This is a genomic window from Puniceicoccaceae bacterium, from assembly GCA_040224245.1.
Taxonomy (GTDB): domain Bacteria; phylum Verrucomicrobiota; class Verrucomicrobiia; order Opitutales; family JAFGAQ01; genus JAKSBQ01.
Genome location: JBEGIR010000088.1, coordinates 37,532 through 56,469 on the forward strand (window position 1 = coordinate 37,532; position 18,938 = coordinate 56,469).

Sequence of the window (18,938 nt, forward strand, 5' to 3'; positions counted from 1 at the left end):
GGCTGAAGTTTGGGCGGCGGGTTTACGCTGCAGACCAGGTGGTCTTCCACGCCTTCACAGCACGATGCAAAGCCTCCACAATCTCATCCGTGAGTTTCTGTTCACGGGCGATTTGGTCCATCACGTCGCTGCCGGTGGACTCAAAATACTCTCGCAGGCTGTTCTTGGCCTCGACCATGCGTTCAACGGCAACATCGTCAAAGTAGTTGTTTTGGACCGCCCAGATGATACCGACCTGCATTTCCATTGCCAGCGGGTTCAAAATGGGCTGCTTGAACATTTCCACAATGCGCGAACCGCGGTCGAGCTGAGCCTTGGTGCGGGCGTCAAGGTCCGATCCAAACTGGGCGAAAGCGGCAAGTTCCCGGAATTGGGCAAGCTCCAGCTTCATGCGTCCCACTGCCTTCTTGAGTGCTCCGGTTTGGGCGGAGGAACCCACACGGGATACGGAAAGGCCGACCGAGATCGCCGGGCGAATGCCCTGGTTAAAAAGGTCGGTTTCCAGAAAGATCTGTCCATCCGTGATGGAAATCACATTCGTCGGAATGTAGGCGGAAATATCGCCTGCCTGTGTTTCGATAATCGGCAACGCCGTAAGGGAACCATTACCGCTGTTCTTATTCAGGCGTGCAGCGCGCTCGAGCAGACGTGAATGGAGGTAGAACACATCTCCCGGATAGGCCTCACGCCCGGAAGGACGCTTCAGAATAAGGGAAATCTGACGGTAGGCAACGGCCTGCTTTGAGAGATCATCATAGACGATCAGTGCATCCCTTCCATTCTGCATGAACCACTCCCCCATCGCGCAACCGGCAAAGGGAGCGATGTACTGATTGGCCGGATTGTCGGCAGCCGGAGCCGATACAATGATGGTGTATTTGAGCGCATCGGCTTGTTCCAGAGTGCGAATGATGCGGGCTACGTTGGCATTCTTTTGTCCGACTGCGACATAGATGGAATAAATGGGACGGAAGGACTCGTCCCCGCTGGCAAGGCCTTTGTCATTGATGCGGGCCTGATTCACAATCGTATCAATCGCGATTGTGGTCTTGCCGGTTGCACGGTCACCAATGATGAGTTCGCGCTGACCGCGACCAATCGGAATCATCGAGTCAATTGACATGATGCCCGTCTGCACTGGCTGATCGACAGACTTGCGCGGCATGATACCGGGGGCAATCTTTTCAACCGGATAAAATTCCTTGGCGTCGATGGGGCCTTTTCCATCAATCGGCTGGCCCAATGCATCTACGGTGCGACCCAACAGCTCCATCCCGACGGGAACTGAAAACAACCGTCCGGTCGTCTTGACCTCGTCCCCTTCCTTCAGTTTGGAGATGTCGCCAAAGATCACACAACCCACCTCATCTTCTTCAAGGTTGAGTGCCTGACCGATCAAACCTCCGGGGAACTCAATCATTTCGTTGAACATGACCTCGGAGAGTCCTTCGATGCGGGCGACTCCGTCCGCAATTGCCGCGATGCGCCCCACATTGGTCTGTTGGACCCGGGTGTCCAGATTTTTGATCTCTTGTTCGATTTGTTCGATAATGCTGCTCATCAGGTAAAGCTGGGTGAAATTTGACGTCTGAAAGGGTTTGGGAAAGTGATCTAGGCGGCGGAGTGGAGTTGGGAAAGCATGCGTCGTATCGAATGCTCCATCACATTGTCGCCCACGGTTATCTTGATGCCTGCCAACAAACTCGGATCTTCATGCAAATCCAGCTGTAGTTTGCGATCAAACTTGGTTTCGAGTGCCTGAAGCAACGATTGTTGTGTCGCCTCCGAAAGGATTCCAGCATAGGCAACGCTTGCGGTGCATCGCCGAATCTCCTGCTGTACCGCATTGCGATAAAGGGAGAGGATCTGACGAAGCCCACGTGGGGATTGTGCCTTCAGTGTTTCAAGCACTTCGGCAACCTTCTTCGAATCGACTCGCCCATCGGTCTTGGATAACTCAACCAGGCGCCGGATAAAGGATTTCAGTTTGGTTTGGGAAACATGCATTACAGCTTGCCGGGTTAATCAGCCTGCGTTCTGGATTTCACTTGCAGCACTCTCTGCAAACCGGTTGCGTTCAGTGTCATTGAGTTCGCGACTCAATACGCGTTCGGCAGTCAACGCGACCATGCGACTGGCGTGTTCCTTGACCTCTGCAAGCATCTGCTTGCGCTCAAGCGTGAGATTCTCACGTGTCTGCGCAATCATTTCTTCAGCCTTGCGCTGTGTATCGCGCTGCGTTTTTTCAATGATTTCCTTTGCGGTCTTCTGCGCCTGCGCAGTGATTTCCTTTGCTTCCAACGCGGCTGCCTTGAGAGTCTCAGCCTGCTTGCGCTCTGCTTCAGCAAGCTGGGTTTTCATTTCCTCCGCATACTGAAGGCCATCGGCAATCTTGGTGCGGCGCTGCTCCAGGACATCCAGCACCTTCTTCCAGGCACCAAAATACAGAGCGGCAAAAATGAGCAGAAAACTCACAATCTGCGCCAACAGTGTTTTGATCTCGACGTGGAAGCCGGTGGCAATCTTCTCGATGGGACTGGAAGCGGCTACCGCATGGGCACCGTGCTCGACTGCGTGGCCCGCAACATCAGCTGCAATTTGAAGAAGGTCGATCATGTGGATTCCTGACTGGGGATTGCGTATGGGATTTGGAAATGGTCACCGGAGCCGCAGCATCCTTGCTGCCGCTCCGGAAAAACGGTAAGAGTCCGCAACAAGGCGAACACGGGTTCAATACAAAAACAACGAATAAAATGCAACCGCTTCGGCGAGTGCCATACCGATGATGCTCTGAACCAGAACCTTTCCGGATGCACTCGGATTGCGACCTACGGATTCCACAGCCTTGGTTCCGATCAGACCGACCCCCAGTGCGGCAGATGCGCATCCCAGGGCGGCAGTAAGTCCTTTTCCAAGGTCACCAGTAAGCTGTGCGATCACGTCGAAGTTTGAGATAATTTCTAACATAGGATGTATTTGATTTGAGTATTGATGATTGTCGAAGCTTGAAACGCATCTCTCTTGCGGGTGAATTTCAAAACTTCAGAAAACGATGGATGTGACGGGAAAACACATGTTTGACCAAAAAATCAATGGGCATGCCCATCTTCAGATTCATGATTGCAGATCAGTCCGATGTAAACAGCAACCAGCAGTGTGAATACCAGTGCCTGAATCAACCCAATGAGCAATTCCAGGAGGTAGAACGGTGCAGGCATGACCCAGGCAAACAATCCCATCATATTGAACAATAGATTTTCGCCACCAAAGACATTACCGAACAGTCGGAAAGAGAGGGATACTGGTCGAAAAGCAATGGAAATTACTTCAATGACCCCCACCGCCCAGAAAATCGGAAACAGAAGCATCCAGATGACGGTGCCGACATCCTTTTTGTCAGCCTTGTTCCCAAATAGATCAACTAGCAAGGCCTTCAATCCTGCATAGCGCAGCACGTAATAAAACCATGCACCTGTGGCAATGATCGCCAGGGCGAGCGTTGTATTCAGGTCCGCATTGGCCGGTCGAAACCAGTAATTGAAATGACCATCCTGATCGATCATTCCAATCGTTCCGACACCTGGGATCAGTGCGCTCCAGTTGTGAATCAGAATGATGAAAAAGTATCCAGCCAGCAGCCAGAAGGTGGGCCGAACCAAGCGTTTCCCGACAATGGGCTCGATGAGATTTTCCACTGCTTCTGCGACGATTTCAACCAGAGCCTGACCCGTGGAGGGAACCAGCTCTCCTTTCCGCACCGCAAGGCGAACAAACAAGATGAGCAGCAGAGTGACCGTCCACAGCATCACCATGGAGTTCGTAACCGTCAGTCCAAGGCCGGGTATCTCAAACAACCCGTAGGCATAGGGAGAAACTCCATCAGCAGCTTGAGCACTGGTGAGTAAGAACAGAAATGCAAGACCCGGTAGGATTCGTCTCATGGATGGTTGGCTGCTGGCAATATCAAAGAATTCGCTGCGCTCGGTCGCACTGAAATGAACCCAGCCATTGATGCCAGTTGGGTGCATTTTCGTCAATCGGATAATGGTGTAAGTTCAATGGCATTACGTCACAAAATTCATGCTTTAGGATTAGCGATAAAGAGTGTTTCCAAAACGAAACGATGGCTTTGACCACAAAAATCGAACAGATACGGGGAATCATTAGCATCCTCTAATCAGGAGTCACTTCTGTATCAGCAAAAGTCGCTTATTTGCCTACGTTCAGCCCTGAATCTCCCGCAAATGCTGTAAGTAAACCCCAATTCCATCGAGCAACATTTGTGTCGCAACTACCGTGAGTAACAAACCGAGCAGGGTTTCCATGGCCTTCATTCCCCTACGTCCGATGAACCGGTCCAGCGGGCTGCCAAGACACAGAATGGCGGAAGAAACCGCAGCTGCAAGTGTGATGGCCAGGATCCATTCCAAGAGTCGATCCGGTGCCTTCGATGTCAGCAGCAGGACAAACGCGATCGCCGAGGGTCCGGCAAACAAAGGAATGGCCATGGGGAAAATGAATGGGTCGGACTCTGTAGCTTCCCCAAAAACACCGTCCGGACGTCGAAAGATCATGCGGAAGGCGATGATGAACAGGATAAACCCTCCCGCAATTCCCATCGAATAATCCGAGAGGTGCATCCACCCCATCAGTTGGTTCCCCGCCACCGCAAAGACCAGAAGCACCAAATAGGCAATCAAACATTCCCGAACAATGACGCGAAATCGCTTTTCTGGTGCCACACGGTCGAGGGTTGCGATGAAAATGGGTACATTTCCGATCGGATCCAGAATGATCAATAAAAGTAAGACCGCCGAAAACCAGGACATTTCCATAACCACTCAGGCTAGATCTCAACATTGTGACACACAAATCAAATCCATTGCGTAGCACCGCTGTAGCCCTAGTGAAACGACTACAAAAAAACCGCGCCTGTTTCCAGGCGCGGTTCTCGAAGCGTTTATGAAATCAACAAAACTTATTCGTAGAAGGAAGAGGATTCTTCCTGAGAGACCGGACGCTTGATCTGGTCACTGACGACCTCGGCACGGAAGCGCAAGTCTCCCGTTCCAACAGCCTTCACACGAATCGTCCAGGATGCCTTCGCATTCGGAGCGAGTGCTGGCAGCATATCAAAGACGACTTCGCTGCCGTCCAAACGGCCCTTGGACGCACCGGAGGATTCCACGAATTCCATTTCCTTGGTCAGGAAAGCCTTCACCAGAATGCCAGTTGCCTCCAGGGAACCCTGGTTGGTCACCGACACATTGTAGGTGATTACATCACCGAGGGGAACCGGATCATTATCGTCTTCTACACCCACCAGAAGGGCCTCAATACCCTCCACATCGGTCACCATGGTTGCCTGAACCGTGTCGGCGGCAATTGCGCTGGCCTGAGTGGTGGAACGCGCAATCATGATGCGCTCACCCACCACACGGGTGCTGACAACCTTTGCCTGACCAGGATTCAGTGCACCAACGTTCCACACGACGGTGCGTCCCTGTGCAACACCTCCCTGGTCTGCAGAAGCAAGGGAAGTTCCTTCGGCGAGAACCTGCGTGATGCTGGTATCCCGTGCGATGCCATCACCCACGTTCTTCACTTCGATGGTGTAAGGAATAACATTGCCCACATAGCGCAGCTTCGGAGCATCGGCAGTGATCACCAGCTCTGGCTTCACGACTGACGTTTCGAGTGTCGCAACAGCTGAGATTCCGTCATTTGCAGTTGCGCGAAGCTGGGTTTGGTAGTTACCCGTTTCGACACCCTTGAGCACCAGATCGACTGCCTTGACTTCACCCGGAGCAAAGTTGCCCAGCGTCAGTTCAATGCGACTCTTTCCGTCCTCGGTCAGCAATCCACGCGGGAAGGTGTGCACCAGACGGGCGTCTTCGATGGGAGCAGTTCCACTGTTGCGGAACGACAGGTTAACCGGGATGGGTTCTTCAACCAGCGCCAGCCTTGCGTTGCTCACGCCCAGTGAGAGTTCGGGCTGAATGGAATTGGTCGCCAATGCGAGTGAACCCAGGCCAAAGCCGAGTGAGGTGTTTCCGTTATAGCGCAGCGAGCCTGTGCGGAGGGATTTCCCTTCGATGGTGATCGAGTGGGACTGTCCCGGACCAAAACCGTCGAAGGTCCAGACCAATTTCCCGTCACGTTCTTCCGGATACGGTTCCGCCGATGCAAAATCGAGGGAATCCGAAAGGGTTTCAGTGTGTACGATCTGGTCAACCGTGAAACTGCTCTGGTTGGTCAGACGCACGGTGTAGCGAATATCCTGACCAGGGCGAACCTCAGTAGGAACCTCACGCTCCACCAGAATGAACGCATCCTGAGGACGAGTCACATTCTGCGGGAACCCCTGCCAGGAGTAGGAGGTATCGTCGCGGTTTTCGTAGAACTGGTTTGTCTGCGCCGGGGAAACGGGTTTTTCAGTCTCGGTTTCCGGAGTGGCGGGGGGTGTGGTACAACCCGTGATGAGAGCAAGCAATCCAAGGATTGCTGTGAACGCCAGTGCGTTTTTCTTGTTTGAAAGTTTCATGCTAAAGTATCCTCCCATTCCTCGATTAGTTGTAGAAATTGGTAGATTCATTGAATGTCACCGGTTCGGTCAACTGATCGGATTCAACTACAGCGGTGAAACGCACGTCTCCAGCCTTGCGAGCCTTGATGACAACACGCCACTCGGCGACTGCATCCGGTTCGAGAGCCGGAAGTGAATCAAACACAATCTGATTGCCCTCAACCTTGGCCTGAGTCGGTCCGGTGGAGTTCACGTATTCCATGCCTTCTTCCAGCACGCATTTCAGGCGGATACCCGTGCCTGCAAGGCTACCCTGGTTTTCAACCTGAATGACATAGACTTCATTGTCACCCACTGGAACCGGGTCATTGATATCGGACAGGCGAGTCAGCAATGCAGCTACACCCTGAACATCGGTCACCATGACCCCTTCAACAGTATCCGCTGCATTGGCCTGAGCCACAGCACTGGTGCGAACGGTCATGATTTGTCGTGCTGCAACGCGGGAGGTGACAGTCTTCGTTTCACCCGGAAGCAAGCTGCCAACTCGCCAGACTACAGTATTGTCCTGCAGAACACCACCTTCATTGGCACTGACAAACTCAGTGCCCGCAGCGAGGTATTGCGACACGACCAAATCACGAGCACGACCATCGCCCCGGTTGGTCACTTCAACATTACTAACGATGGTATTTCCAACAAAACGCATGGACGGTGCTGAAGCCGTCAGCTCGAGATCGGGTTTGAGAACCGCAGTTTCCATGACTGCGTTTGCTGTGATTCCGTCACGAGCAGTTGCAAGCAGATCCACCGTGTATCGTCCTGTTGCAGTCGAGCGCAGGCTGACATCAAAGACCTTCAGGTCGCCCGGGAAGAGGTTACCAATCGCCAGGTCAAATTGATCTTTGCCCGCATTGGTCACCAGACCATTCGGAAGAATCTGTGACAAATATGCATCGTAAACCGGTGCACTTCCTCCATTGCGGAAGGTGAGCTTCACCGGAATGATGTCTCCAATAATACTGTCCTCTGGTGCCTCGACCGCCAGATTCAACTGAGGCTGAACCACACTGGTGATCGAAGTCAACGGCCCGATGTTGAAGTCAAGCGTCGTATCGTTCAAGTGATTCACCTGACCTGGTCCCGGTGTGGAACCGGTGATCGAAATAACTTCAACCTGACGTGGAGCCAGTGCTTCGAACTCAAAGCGCAGCAGATTGTCGCGAGCCTCCGGATTTGGCGAGGCAGATTCGAACTCAAAATTCGACGGAATGCGCTCGGTGAGAATCACCTTATCAATCTGGAAAGCGGAATTGTTCGTCACCATGATCTTGTAGCTGTAAGGCGTGCCCGGGCGAACTTCGCGCGGAACTTCCTTGCTGATCAGAATCATGGTCTGCTCCGGTGAGGAAGCGGTGAGGGGGAACCCCTGCCAGTCGTAATTGGTATTTTGCTGAACCGACTCGGGAGAATCGATCACCTGTGAGCTGCCAGACGCATTGCTGTCACCCACGAGTTGCCCTTGCATGGCAAACGGGGTCAACAACGCAAAACACAGGACCGATACCAAGCGAAGGCGGGTCAACGGTGTGGTTGTATTAGATTTCATATCTGCTCGAATTTGAGAGTAATTGTCGGATCTTTTTTGGGTTTAAACCGAAATTCGAAGTTTTATGGCAACTCTTTCTGAAAGCAACTGTTTTAGGGACCAATCATCGATAAAGTGCAGAAAAACCGTGCACTTAGACTCATTTTCAAGATTCTGAACCCCTGCTGGATTCACTCTCACATTTTTTGAATCTTGTGTTTGACTTGCGATTTTTTTCCGGCTTTCATCGCCACTTCACCCTGAGTGGTGGGATATCCAAGTTGGCCAAAGGACTCTGACTGTAAATCAGCCGGGCTCAGCCCTTCGGGGGTTCGAATCCCTCTCCCACCACCATTTTTACCTCCAATCTTCACTCAAATACCATTGCGCGCTCCATCAGAGGTGTTGAAGGATGGGAACCACAAAGAGGTTCGTTACAAATAGTATAAAGTGATAATCCTTTTCCATGCAATCACTTGCGAATCACCCTCACACCCCAGGTGAATTCCAAAAAAAAGACCCGCTCTTCCGAGCGGATCTTCACAAATTCATCAACAAAGCGGATTTTTCAGGAGCGTGACTCCAACGGTTCATATTCCCGCAGCACGGCCCCAGTGTAAATCTGACGCGGCCGATGAATGCGTGAACGCGGGTTCGTGGCGATTTCATACCAGTTTGCAATCCAGCCCGGCAAACGACCAATTGCAAACATGACCGTGAACATGTCCACCGGAATTCCAGCGGCCTTGAGGATGATGCCGCTGTAAAAATCCACATTGGGATACAGCTTGCGCTCAATGAAATACTCATCGTTAAGTGCCGCCTGCTCAAGATTGTGTGCGATCTCAAGCAATGGGTCATTCAATCCCAGCTTGTTCGTCAAGGTATCCGCCACCTTTCCGATAATCTTGGCACGTGGATCGTAGTTCTTGTAGACGCGGTGTCCAAATCCCATCAACTTGGCTTTGCCGTCCTTCGCTGCCTGGATAAAATCTTTTCCATCGTCGCCCTCACTGTGAATCTTTTCAAGCATGCGAACTACGGCCGTATTTGCCCCTCCATGGAGAGGTCCCCAAAGCGCACAAACGCCAGCCGCCACCGAAGCAAACAGGTTTGCCCCGCTTGATGCCACCATGCGAACCGTAGAGGTCGAACAATTTTGCTCATGGTCTGCATGCAACAGCAGGAACAAGTCCAACGCCTTGGCAACACCATGTTCGTCCACATATTCGTTGTAAGGCTCGGAGAACATCATGTGCAGGAAGTTCGACGCATACGGAAGATCCGAACGCGGATAAACAAAGGGCAGCCCCATTTGCTTGCGATACGCCATCGCCGCAATCGTGCGTACCTTCGAAATCAGCAGTGCAGCCGCATCGTCAAAAAACTCGATGTCCTGCTCGCGATTGTTGGACGCCATTTTGGGGTAATAACACCCCAGCGCATTCAACATCGACGAAAGAATCGCCATGGGGCGGGCCTCAGAGGAAAACCCGTCAAACAGGCTGTTCATGTTGGTATTGATCGCCGCATTGGTGCGAATGCGGGTGCGGAACTGATTCAGCTGATCCGCCGAGGGAAGCTCTCCGTAAATGATGAGATAGGCAGTCTCGATGAACCCGGAATTTTCCGCCAGATCTTCAATCGCGTATCCCCGGTTTCGAAGGATGCCCTTTTCGCCATCAATATAAGTAATCGCGCTCTCACAGGAACCCGTATTCCCATAGCCCTCATCGAACGTGATGTGCCCACTATCCGACCGAAGCTGACGCACATCAATGGCATTCTCATTTTCGGTACCGGTAATAATGGGGTAGGTGTAGGACTTCTCTCCAATGGTAATGGTAGCTGTTTTATCCATAATTTTTGCCGCTTGAACTGGTCTAAGTTGGGTAAGATCGAATGAGGGTCAAGCCCGACTCAGTCTCAAGAAGTTTTCGTAAATTTGCAATCCGATAGCCTGACTTTTTTCCGGATGAAACTGCACAGCATAGCAATTTCCGCTGCGAACGGCACTGACAAAGGGATGACCGTGATCAGTCCATCCCCAGGCCATTGAATCCTCTTCGGGCACAACAAAGAAACTGTGGTCAAAGTAGAATTGAGGTTCTCCTTCAAGCAACCCTTTATCCATCACGGTATCCAATCGATGGAACTGAACGGCATTCCACCCCATGTGGGGGATCTTATACGGCTGCGAGAGCTGAAACCGCCTCACCACACCGGGCAGGATGTTCAGTCCCTTCGCATCATACTCTTCGGATCGCTCAAACAAGGCCTGCAATCCCAAACATACCCCAAGAAACGGGCGGTTTTCGCGAATCCAGGAACGCACCCAGTCCGCCATGCCGCGATGATGCAAACCACGCATGCAATCCCCAAGGGCACCAACCCCGGGAAGCACGGCATGATCAAAGGCATCCGGGTCGGCGGGTTCACTCAGCAACACCGGCACTCCCCCCACTTTTTCGAGTGCTTTGCACACCGAGTGAAGGTTGCCCATGCCATAATCTATCACGGCAACTTTATGCATGGCAGCTTCCTGAATCACAGCATGCCTTTTGTGGAAGGGATTTCTCCCTCGATCCGTGGATCCAGACGAGTTGCCTGATCCAGCGCACGTGCAAATGCCTTGAATTGTGCTTCTGCAATGTGGTGCGGCTCATCGCCATACTGCAGCGTCAAGTGCAGGTTCATGCCCATCGCATTTGCAAATCCCTGGAAAAACTCCCGAAGCAGCAAGGTATTAAAATCCCTCACAAAAGTGACCTCGTATCGCACACGGTAAACAAGGAAAGCGCGGTTACTCAGGTCGAGGGCGCAGCTGACCAGTGTTTCATCCATGGGAAGCTCCATGGAGCCATAGCGCACAATACCACGTTTCTCACCCAGTGCTGCACGAAAGGCTTCCCCCAGTGCAATGCCAAGGTCTTCCACAAGGTGGTGATAATCCACATCCAGGTCACCCGTTGCCTTCAAATTGAGATCGAATCGGCCGTGCTTGCAGAACAGGGTCAGCATGTGATCCATGAAAGGTACGCCGCAGGTACCTTCAAAGGAACCAACTCCATCCACCTTCAGCTCGAGGTGAATCTGGGTTTCGTGTGTATTACGGTCGAGAGTTGCTATGCGCGCTTTGTCCATTGTTGCAGTTGGTCTTGGACCCGGTCCATTTGCTCGGGCGTCCCGATCGAGATCCGTAATCCGGACGCAATCAGGGGGTGATTGGAAAAATACCGCACCAAAATGCGGTTCTCAACCAGAAACGCATAAAGTGACTGGGCAATTTCAGGACTGGAGCACTGCTGGGGATCTACCGGGATGGTAAACACAAAATTGGTTGCTGATGGAAGTACACTCCATCCCAACTGACCCTGGAGAAAGTCGCTGAAACTGCGTCGGGTTTCGGCGATGATTGCATGCTTTTCCCGATAGTAGTCTTTATCCTTCAATGCCGCCACCCCAGCGGCCTGCGCAAGGCGGTCCACATTGTACACGTCACGGATTTTATGAAAGGTTTCCACAACGTCGGGGTGCACGATGCCAAATCCAAGACGAAGGCCCGCCAATCCAAAAGTCTTGGAAAAACTCTTCACCACAATCACATTGGGAAATTCCCGGATCAGCGGAATCGCCGACCAGGGTGCAAAGTCTCCGTAGGTTTCATCCAGCACCACGATGCATTCTTTCTCATGCAACAGTTTCAGCAATTCCTCCTGTTTAAAGGCAACCCCACTCGGCGCATTGGGCGAGGTGAGCAGAAGCATTTTCGCATCACACTGGATCAGCGACTGCAGTGGCAACGCGAACTCCGGACCATATTCCAGGGGAACCCCCATCACTGCCTGATTCGAAAGCAGCGTTGTGTAGAGCGAATAGCTCGGATTGAGAAAAGCTGCGCGTTCTCCTGGATCGAGCAGGCCGCGAATGCAGCAGTTCAGTGCGTCATCACATCCGTTAAAGAGTATCACCTGCCTCGGATCGACACCGTACTGCGAAGCGATTTGCTCCCGCAATTCGCTGCCAGTCGGATCGGGGTAATACCGCAGTTTACCGCAAGCCTTCTGGATCGCTTCCTTCACATCAGGACTCGGATCAAACGGAAACTCGTTGGTATTGATCTTGATCCAGTCGGAAGTATTGCGCTGCTCACCGGGCACATAGGCTTTGCCGGCCTGCATGCGCTGCGGTATGTAATCCTTCCATTGAAACGTTGCAGAGGTGCACACGGGTTCAGTTCCTTGAAAATGACAGGGTTTTGCCCTCAGGCTCAAATGGTTCGAGCAGGGCCTGCTTAAAATCAAATCCTTCAGCGAAGTCGGCGATGTCATCCCGGTCGTTTTTTCCCAGGACTCCCACCTCGATCAGGTTGAAAACGATGTTTCCAAAATCCCGGGACTCTCGAAGTCCCCAATACTGAAAAACAGTGTAGGCCAGGGGTCCAAACTGCTCCAGGGCAAACTCCCGGATGCCCTCGAGCAACTGCTGCCCGGAGACATGCTTTGAGTCGCCCGCCATCCCCTCTTTTTTCAAGGATTTCAGGGTGAAATCGAGCGCTCCCCGAACAAAATAATAGGCCCCTTTTTCATAGCGGCTATCGTGATCGAGGATCGCCTCAATGACTTCACTGTAGGTTCGTTGCGCCATGCTCGACAATCCAGGCTTCCCGCATGCCGTTGACGCATGTCATCGACGGCACGGGTGCCTTGGGATTAGTACTTGTAGTGCTCCTGTTTGTAGGGACCATCCACCTTGACGCCCAGGTAGTTCGCCTGGGCTTCTGTCAGCCTGGACAGGCGCGCGCCGATGCGCTGCAGGTGCAGGCGTGCAACCTCCTCGTCCACGTGCTTGGGCAGGATGTAAACACCCGGACGATATTTCTCCAGATTCGTCCAGAGTTCAACCTGGGCCAACACCTGATTCGCAAAGGAATTTGACATCACAAATGACGGGTGCCCCGTTGCGCAGCCGAGATTAACCAACCGACCTTCTGCGAGAATAAAAATCGATTTCCCGTCAGGAAAAAAGTACTGGTCTACCTGGGGTTTGACATTGAGTTTTTGAACTCCGGGAGCCTTGTTCAGGCGACTCATCTGGATCTCGTTGTCAAAGTGACCAATGTTGCAGACAATGGCCTGATCCTTCATTGCCTCCATGTGTTCGAAGGTGATCACATCGTAACAACCCGTCGTGGTCACATAGATGTCCCCTTCCGGCAACGCATCCTCGATGGTCATGACCCGGTAACCCTCCATCGCTGCCTGCAGGGCACAGATGGGATCGACCTCTGTCACAATCACAATGGCACCCATGCCTCGCAATGCCTGCGCACATCCCTTGCCGACGTCGCCGTAACCACAGACCACAGCCACCTTACCGGCAATCATGACATCCGTAGCGCGCTTGATTCCGTCGATCAAGGACTCGCGGCAGCCATAGAGGTTGTCAAACTTGGACTTGGTGACCGAATCATTCACATTGATCGCGGGCACAAGCAGTTTGCCATCCTCTTGCATCTTATAGAGGCGGTGTACTCCAGTCGTGGTTTCCTCGGAAACGCCCTTCCATTCCTTGACCACACCATTCCAGTGCAGGGGATTTTCCTCGTAGATTTCCTTGAGCTTGGCCTTGATAACCTCCTCCTCGTCGCTCGACGAGGGTTGATTGACCCAGTCATCACCATTCTCAAGTTCGTACCCCTTGTGGATAAAGAGTGTCGCATCTCCCCCGTCATCCACGATCAACTGGGGTCCCTTGCCGTCGGGCCAGGTCAATGCCTTGTAGGTGCACCACCAGTATTCCTCAAGCGTTTCTCCCTTCCACGCAAAAACGGGTACTCCCGCAACCGCAATCGCCGCAGCAGCATGATCCTGTGTCGAAAAAATATTGCAGCTGGCCCAGCGCACATCCGCACCAAGGTCAACAAGAGTTTCGATCAGCACCGCCGTCTGAATGGTCATGTGCAGTGAACCCATGATGCGAACCCCAGACAATGGCTTGGAGGCTTTGTGCTTCTCACGGATTGCCATCAAGCCAGGCATTTCCTTCTCGGCAATATTGATTTCACGGCGTCCAAAGTCCGCCAGGGAAAGGTCCGCAACTTTGTATTCCAGCGCGGTTTCAACCGTTGTTTCGGTAGTCATCGTGGTTTTCATAGAGATGGGCAATGCCAGTGTTCAGGATTGATGAGCAGTCACATAGTCCTTGAGGGACTGAGCCTTGTTGGTCTGCTCCCACGGAAGATCATCTTTTCCAAAGTGCCCGTAGTGTGTCGTCTTGCGGTAAATCGGGCGCAGCAAGTCGAGCTGGCGAACAATCTCTGCAGGCTTGAAGCTAAACGTGTTTCTCACCGCAGCAGCAATCAGTTCCTCCGAAACCGTTCCGGTGCCGAAGGTATCAATCGCAATGCTCAGCGGCTCGGGATAACCGATGGCGTAGGCAACCTGGATCTCCACAATCTCGGCCAGCCCCGCTGCGACAATGTTTTTGGCAACCCAGCGGCCCATGTAGGTTGCAGAGCGATCCACCTTGGAAGGGTCCTTGCCCGAAAACGCACCGCCACCATGGCGTCCCCAACCGCCATAGGTATCCACAATGATTTTGCGACCTGTCAGACCAGCATCGCCCTGTGGTCCTCCGACCACGAACTTGCCAGTCGGGTTGATGAAATATTCGGTTGAATCGGTGAGCAGCTCTGCCGGAATGATCTTGGAAATGACTTCCTCCTTGCAGAAGCGCACGATCTCCGCATGCGCTACATCTGCGGTGTGTTGTGTTGAAATCACCACATTTTCCACCGACACCATTCGCCCTTCATCATAGCGAACCGCAACCTGGGCCTTGCAGTCGGGACGCAGCCACGGAGCAAGTTTGCCTTCCTTGCGGATTTCAGCCAACCGGCGCAGGATGCGATGGGCAAACATCACGGGCGCAGGCATGAGCTCCGGGGTTTCCTTGCTCGCATATCCAAACATGATGCCCTGGTCTCCTGCACCTTGTTCTTCGGTTGCCTTGCCTTCAGCCGCCCTAGCATCCACGCCCTGCGCAATATCCGGAGATTGAGAGGTCAATGCATTGACCAGGAAAACCCGGTCCGCGTGAAACACGTCATCATCGTTAACGTAACCAATATCGCGAATCGCCGCTTTGACCACTTCTTCGTAATTGAACTTCGCGCGAGTCGTGATTTCACCTGCCAGAAAAACACAGTTGCTTTTCACCAGGGTTTCGCAGGCGACTCGACTGTGGGGGTCCTGCTCAAGGCAGGCGTCCAGCACACTGTCTGAAATATAGTCGGCGACTTTGTCAGGATGTCCTTCTCCGACAGATTCGGAGGAAAAGATGAATTTTTTTAACATGTTGAGTGAGCGGTTGAAACGCAAACAAGCACAAAAAGCCTTTTTGCGGTGAAAATCAACGCCTGATTCCCAAATGTGCCACCTACCATCAACGACAAGGATAGACATCCGGCTCAATAAGCAGAATCCGATGGAAAAAACAACTCCGCCAGAGTCTTGAACAGGATTTCCAGATCCATGCGAAGTGACCAGGAGTTGATGTAGGCGATGTCGAGTTTCACGCGCTCCTCAATCGAGGCCTTGTCCACAACTTCACCTCGAAACCCATGCACCTGTGCCAGTCCGGTCAGACCCGGCTTCACAAAATGACGGATGCGGTAGGTCCCTACAGTCTCCGCAAACAAATCGTCATGCTGCAATAAATGGGGTCGGGGGCCAACCACACTCATGTCTCCCTTGAGCACATTGATGAATTGGGGAAACTCATCAATACTGCGACGGCGCATCATCGCTCCGAAGGGGAAAATGCGCTCATCGCCCAATGTCGCCTGCTTCACCTCCTGCCGTCGCTCGCGGTCCACCTTCATCGAGCGAAACTTGAAGATCTTGAAGCGTTCCTTGCGCAGGCCACCACGGAATTGACGGAAAAAGAGAGGTCCGGGAGCCTGTTTCGATTGCATGATCATGACCCATATGCTGAGGAGCGGCAGCACCAAAAACACAACAGGAAGCGATATTGCAATATCCATCAATCGCTTGATCGCACGATTGATGGGGTTCTGAAGCGGCTCGTCCTGCAGGGTAAAAAAAGTGTGGGCACCGTGGCGTGTGAAATGTACTGGCTGATCGACATAATCATGCCAGAAGTTGTACACCATCACATGACAGCCAAAACTGTCGCAGACGGAAAACACCTGCCTGTACCACTCCCGATTCTGCTCGCTGTCGAGCACAATCACCTGATCCACGGCGTGATCGGTGATCACACGATTCAGATCTTCCACCGTGCCCAGAAGTGGGAGTTCCTCAAAATCCGGATCGGGGATGGGGCGATCCGTATTCACCACGCCTACAACCTCCAGTCCGGATCGCGGCAAATCCTGCACAAACCCTGAAAGTTGCTTCAGTTTCTCCGGTCCTGCGAGAAGGATCGTGGTGAAGCGCTGGGTCTTGCCAAAAAACAATGCCGTCAGCAATACGGGAAGATAGCGATGCAATACCAGCAATGTAGGCCAGAGCGTCACAAGGTAAGTCGAGAGGAATACACGCGAAATGCCTTTGTCCTTGGTCGCAAAAACGATCGCAAACAACACGGTGAGCGTGATCAGCGTGTCCTTGTTCGCAGAACTCAATGCCCGCAACCACCGGGTGGATGGTGCATTGAGCACACTGCGCTCCTCCTGCACCTGAAATCCGAGCCGGATCAGCTGCGCCAGCACGATGCCAAGGAAATAAACGGCATAGTCCGTTTGCTCATAGGTCATGGTGTCGAGAACCTCGACGCCCATGAACATGTGGAAAATGAACCACAGGATTACCCAGAGTGCGATCACCCAGGTCTTGATCATTTCCACTCCACTGTTTCGACGTGCTATCACAACGGGGATGTAGGGGAGTTTTTCAAGATTTCCAACTCGATTCGTCGATTCAGCATTCGCTGCCCGACATCAGCTTTTCAATCAGACGCAAGTCCCGTTTGGTCGGACGACCCATTCCGCGGTCACGACGCAGCGCAGGCGCTTCCCGAGCCGCCTGAAGTACATCCAGCACTTCCTGCGGGGTGGTTTCCAACAGAAGCGATGGTACTTCTTTCGCGGACACCCGATGCTCAACCGACGCCAAAATGCGATAACTGCGATTGGCACCCGCACGCCGCATCTGGAACTCCTGTCCCGGTTTTACCAGACGGGAGGGTTTGACACGATCACCGCCGATACGAACCTCGCCGGACCGACAAGCCTGGGTCGCCTGGCTGCGTGTCTTGCACAGCCTCACGTGCCAGAGATATCGATCCAGTCGCATACCTTCGCTATCCATTGCCTAAAGATATCACACGATTCCCCTGCAAGATGCAAGTCACGGTCCAAGCTTTTGAACGAATGCAACCGAATTCTCCTCCCAAATCACACCTGACAAAGGCTTGACTTTGCCCAAAGCCCTTTCAGTATCGACGGCTTATCGCATGAGGATGGGTGGCAGAGTGGTCGATTGCGGTGGTCTTGAAAACCATTGAGCCGGAGACGGTTCCGGGGGTTCGAATCCCTCCCCATCCGCCATTCGACGCATTTCCTCAGTTCCTTCGTTCACTTGCGCATGGCAATCCATCCTCGAAATTTCGGATTCCGGAATCGGCAAGGATGCCTTCAGCGGATTGCACGCAGCGTGAGAAACGCAAGGGACAACGCCAATCCCACACTCCAAAGTGTTCCAATCAGCACGTATTCTGCCAGGGGTTGTTTTTTGGATTCCTCAAATCGCAAAATCGATTTGGCGGCGATGAGAAAGCCAATTCCACTGGGTTGCCCAATCATCACAAAAACAAAAATCAATGCCCGTTCGAGCTTGCCAATCATGGAGCCTCCGTGGCGCAGGCCTTTGCTGAGTTCATGCCTCAATTCCGGATTCTGATCGCACATTTCATCGGAAACCGCACGAATGAAAAATCCAACGCCAAAGACCGCAGCGACAAATCCGGCTCCCAAAACAATCTCACGATGGAAAACAACGGTTCTGAGCGTTTCGGGTTGCGGCAGCAGTCCACCCAGCAACCACGCGAGTGCTCCCAGCGTGAGCACATGAACAACCTGATCCACAACAAACGCTCTTGAAGTTGCCTGAAAGCGTGCCTTCACAAAATCCACCAAAGCATGCATGAGGGCTACCGCCGGAATCAAGGGCCACCACTGCCATTGCTGCAGAATCAGGTAAGCTACCATTCCATGGATGCATGCATGCAGCATGAGATTGGAAAGGCTGCGTTTGTCAGCCGCTACCCGATCACTCTGTAGCAAAAAATCCCCATAGACATGGGCTGCGAGCAGCAATATCCAGATTTCTTTCATCCTTTGTGATCGAATTGAAGCTCAGAAATCAAGCATCTATTAAATAGCAAGTTATTTTGTTTTACTTCACCTGTTGCAAGCAATTCAGCTTGCTTATTATTTCCGAATAATTTTTCACTCTCCACCCAGAAATCCTCTCTTCCATAGCACACTCGTCGCTCACTCCGTTTTGAAATCCACCCACAATGCGTCAGCATTTCGAAGAACCGGTTCCCAGTGCGATGCCCACGCGATACGCTTCAATGCGTCATGAATGGCCTGGCGCGTCGGTGCTTCCCCGTCAGACTTTCTCGACAGGGGATGCTGTGCAACCTCATCCTGTGTCATCCCCAACAGTGTGCCGACCACCGCAATCGACGACGACGGTGACCAGCGCTGGATGAGTAGATCCATGAGCGGAAATGACATCGTACTCAACGAATGCGCAGCAAACTCCGGCCCCCCATCAAAAGCCCAACGCAACC

General features: G+C 52.6%; 19 protein-coding genes and 2 tRNA genes. 2 read left to right on the plus strand and 19 right to left on the minus strand.

What is annotated here, in order from left to right; genetic code table 11:
- Window positions 1-22: 22 nt before the first annotated feature.
- From atpA to ABQ298_15110, 8 genes are all read right to left on the minus strand, one after another.
- A complete protein-coding gene (gene atpA / locus ABQ298_15075; protein MEQ9825707.1) occupies window positions 23-1,561 on the minus strand; it encodes a F0F1 ATP synthase subunit alpha in 1,539 nt (512 codons plus the stop codon).
- Between the two features lie 50 nt (window positions 1,562-1,611).
- The gene (locus ABQ298_15080; protein ID MEQ9825708.1) at window positions 1,612-2,007 is read right to left on the minus strand and encodes a F0F1 ATP synthase subunit delta; all 396 of its coding nucleotides are present in this window, start codon (window positions 2,005-2,007) and stop codon (window positions 1,612-1,614) included.
- Window positions 2,008-2,025: 18 nt separating this feature from the next.
- Window positions 2,026-2,616, minus strand: a complete 591-nt coding sequence (gene atpF, locus ABQ298_15085) for a F0F1 ATP synthase subunit B (protein ID MEQ9825709.1) — start codon at window positions 2,614-2,616, stop codon at window positions 2,026-2,028.
- A 114-nt stretch (window positions 2,617-2,730) separates the two neighbouring features.
- Window positions 2,731-2,967 carry an ATP synthase F0 subunit C gene (locus ABQ298_15090; GenBank protein ID MEQ9825710.1) on the minus strand — a complete coding sequence of 79 codons (237 nt, stop codon included), beginning with the start codon at window positions 2,965-2,967 and terminating at the stop codon, window positions 2,731-2,733.
- 122 nt (window positions 2,968-3,089) lie between these two features.
- A complete protein-coding gene (locus ABQ298_15095; GenBank protein MEQ9825711.1) occupies window positions 3,090-3,941 on the minus strand; it encodes a FoF1 ATP synthase subunit a in 852 nt (283 codons plus the stop codon).
- A gap of 282 nt (window positions 3,942-4,223) precedes the next feature.
- Window positions 4,224-4,835, minus strand: a complete 612-nt coding sequence (locus ABQ298_15100; protein ID MEQ9825712.1) for a MarC family protein — start codon at window positions 4,833-4,835, stop codon at window positions 4,224-4,226.
- A 143-nt stretch (window positions 4,836-4,978) separates the two neighbouring features.
- Window positions 4,979-6,544, minus strand: a complete 1,566-nt coding sequence (locus ABQ298_15105) for a hypothetical protein (GenBank protein ID MEQ9825713.1) — start codon at window positions 6,542-6,544, stop codon at window positions 4,979-4,981.
- Between the two features lie 25 nt (window positions 6,545-6,569).
- Window positions 6,570-8,135, minus strand: a complete 1,566-nt coding sequence (locus ABQ298_15110; protein ID MEQ9825714.1) for a hypothetical protein — start codon at window positions 8,133-8,135, stop codon at window positions 6,570-6,572.
- Window positions 8,136-8,380: 245 nt separating this feature from the next.
- On the opposite strand from ABQ298_15110, the gene ABQ298_15115 reads away from it, so the two are divergent.
- Window positions 8,381-8,468 (plus strand) — tRNA-Tyr (locus ABQ298_15115).
- Window positions 8,469-8,682: 214 nt separating this feature from the next.
- On the opposite strand, the gene ABQ298_15120 is transcribed toward ABQ298_15115, so the two are convergent.
- The 9 genes from ABQ298_15120 to ABQ298_15160 form a co-directional block, all read right to left on the minus strand.
- Window positions 8,683-9,975, minus strand: coding sequence for a citrate synthase (locus ABQ298_15120; GenBank protein ID MEQ9825715.1), 1,293 nt, complete (start codon window positions 9,973-9,975; stop codon window positions 8,683-8,685).
- Between the two features lie 48 nt (window positions 9,976-10,023).
- The gene (gene hisH / locus ABQ298_15125; GenBank protein MEQ9825716.1) at window positions 10,024-10,647 is read right to left on the minus strand and encodes an imidazole glycerol phosphate synthase subunit HisH; all 624 of its coding nucleotides are present in this window, start codon (window positions 10,645-10,647) and stop codon (window positions 10,024-10,026) included.
- A 14-nt stretch (window positions 10,648-10,661) separates the two neighbouring features.
- On the minus strand, window positions 10,662-11,258 hold the full coding sequence (gene hisB / locus ABQ298_15130; protein MEQ9825717.1) for an imidazoleglycerol-phosphate dehydratase HisB: 597 nt from the start codon (window positions 11,256-11,258) through the stop codon (window positions 10,662-10,664).
- The gene (hisC, locus tag ABQ298_15135; GenBank protein ID MEQ9825718.1) at window positions 11,240-12,295 is read right to left on the minus strand and encodes a histidinol-phosphate transaminase; all 1,056 of its coding nucleotides are present in this window, start codon (window positions 12,293-12,295) and stop codon (window positions 11,240-11,242) included. Before hisC ends, hisB begins: the two co-directional genes overlap by 19 nt.
- A gap of 52 nt (window positions 12,296-12,347) precedes the next feature.
- Window positions 12,348-12,761 carry a Minf_1886 family protein gene (locus tag ABQ298_15140; protein ID MEQ9825719.1) on the minus strand — a complete coding sequence of 138 codons (414 nt, stop codon included), beginning with the start codon at window positions 12,759-12,761 and terminating at the stop codon, window positions 12,348-12,350.
- A gap of 65 nt (window positions 12,762-12,826) precedes the next feature.
- Window positions 12,827-14,269: an adenosylhomocysteinase gene (gene ahcY, locus ABQ298_15145; GenBank protein MEQ9825720.1), complete on the minus strand. Its 1,443-nt coding sequence runs from the start codon at window positions 14,267-14,269 to the stop codon at window positions 12,827-12,829.
- Window positions 14,270-14,290: 21 nt separating this feature from the next.
- Window positions 14,291-15,472, minus strand: a complete 1,182-nt coding sequence (metK, locus tag ABQ298_15150; protein MEQ9825721.1) for a methionine adenosyltransferase — start codon at window positions 15,470-15,472, stop codon at window positions 14,291-14,293.
- A gap of 113 nt (window positions 15,473-15,585) precedes the next feature.
- Window positions 15,586-17,010 (minus strand): exopolysaccharide biosynthesis polyprenyl glycosylphosphotransferase, encoded by a 1,425-nt coding sequence (locus ABQ298_15155; GenBank protein MEQ9825722.1) that lies wholly within the window; start codon window positions 17,008-17,010, stop codon window positions 15,586-15,588.
- A 49-nt stretch (window positions 17,011-17,059) separates the two neighbouring features.
- Window positions 17,060-17,449, minus strand: coding sequence for a S4 domain-containing protein (locus ABQ298_15160; protein ID MEQ9825723.1), 390 nt, complete (start codon window positions 17,447-17,449; stop codon window positions 17,060-17,062).
- 149 nt (window positions 17,450-17,598) lie between these two features.
- On the opposite strand from ABQ298_15160, the gene ABQ298_15165 reads away from it, so the two are divergent.
- A tRNA-Ser gene (locus tag ABQ298_15165) sits at window positions 17,599-17,688 on the plus strand.
- Window positions 17,689-17,775: 87 nt separating this feature from the next.
- Here ABQ298_15165 and ABQ298_15170 read toward each other — a convergent pair.
- Together ABQ298_15170 and ABQ298_15175 are read right to left on the minus strand one after the other, a co-directional pair.
- Entirely contained in the window at window positions 17,776-18,474 is a 699-nt protein-coding gene (locus tag ABQ298_15170; GenBank protein ID MEQ9825724.1) for a DUF3307 domain-containing protein, read from the minus strand.
- Between the two features lie 159 nt (window positions 18,475-18,633).
- Window positions 18,634-18,938, minus strand: a 305-nt coding sequence (locus ABQ298_15175; GenBank protein ID MEQ9825725.1) for a hypothetical protein, incomplete at its 5' end; no start/stop codon positions are given.

Excerpts from the sequence above, each read along its gene's own strand:
- ABQ298_15090 (MEQ9825710.1), bottom strand. The coding sequence starts at position 2,967 with ATGTTAGAAATTATCTCAAACTTCGACGTGATCGCACAGCTTACTGGT.
- ABQ298_15120 (MEQ9825715.1), bottom strand. The coding sequence starts at position 9,975 with ATGGATAAAACAGCTACCATTACCATTGGAGAGAAGTCCTACACCTAC.
- atpF (MEQ9825709.1), bottom strand. The coding sequence starts at position 2,616 with ATGATCGACCTTCTTCAAATTGCAGCTGATGTTGCGGGCCACGCAGTC.
- ABQ298_15095 (MEQ9825711.1), bottom strand. The coding sequence starts at position 3,941 with ATGAGACGAATCCTACCGGGTCTTGCATTTCTGTTCTTACTCACCAGT.
- ABQ298_15170 (MEQ9825724.1), bottom strand. The coding sequence starts at position 18,474 with ATGAAAGAAATCTGGATATTGCTGCTCGCAGCCCATGTCTATGGGGAT.
- ahcY (MEQ9825720.1), bottom strand. The coding sequence starts at position 14,269 with ATGAAAACCACGATGACTACCGAAACAACGGTTGAAACCGCGCTGGAA.
- ABQ298_15080 (MEQ9825708.1), bottom strand. The coding sequence starts at position 2,007 with ATGCATGTTTCCCAAACCAAACTGAAATCCTTTATCCGGCGCCTGGTT.
- ABQ298_15100 (MEQ9825712.1), bottom strand. The coding sequence starts at position 4,835 with ATGGAAATGTCCTGGTTTTCGGCGGTCTTACTTTTATTGATCATTCTG.
- ABQ298_15160 (MEQ9825723.1), bottom strand. The coding sequence starts at position 17,449 with ATGGATAGCGAAGGTATGCGACTGGATCGATATCTCTGGCACGTGAGG.
- ABQ298_15110 (MEQ9825714.1), bottom strand. The coding sequence starts at position 8,135 with ATGAAATCTAATACAACCACACCGTTGACCCGCCTTCGCTTGGTATCG.
- ABQ298_15140 (MEQ9825719.1), bottom strand. The coding sequence starts at position 12,761 with ATGGCGCAACGAACCTACAGTGAAGTCATTGAGGCGATCCTCGATCAC.
- atpA (MEQ9825707.1), bottom strand. The coding sequence starts at position 1,561 with ATGAGCAGCATTATCGAACAAATCGAACAAGAGATCAAAAATCTGGAC.
- hisB (MEQ9825717.1), bottom strand. The coding sequence starts at position 11,258 with ATGGACAAAGCGCGCATAGCAACTCTCGACCGTAATACACACGAAACC.
- hisH (MEQ9825716.1), bottom strand. The coding sequence starts at position 10,647 with ATGCATAAAGTTGCCGTGATAGATTATGGCATGGGCAACCTTCACTCG.
- ABQ298_15105 (MEQ9825713.1), bottom strand. The coding sequence starts at position 6,544 with ATGAAACTTTCAAACAAGAAAAACGCACTGGCGTTCACAGCAATCCTT.
- metK (MEQ9825721.1), bottom strand. The coding sequence starts at position 15,472 with ATGTTAAAAAAATTCATCTTTTCCTCCGAATCTGTCGGAGAAGGACAT.
- hisC (MEQ9825718.1), bottom strand. The coding sequence starts at position 12,295 with ATGCAGGCCGGCAAAGCCTATGTGCCCGGTGAGCAGCGCAATACTTCC.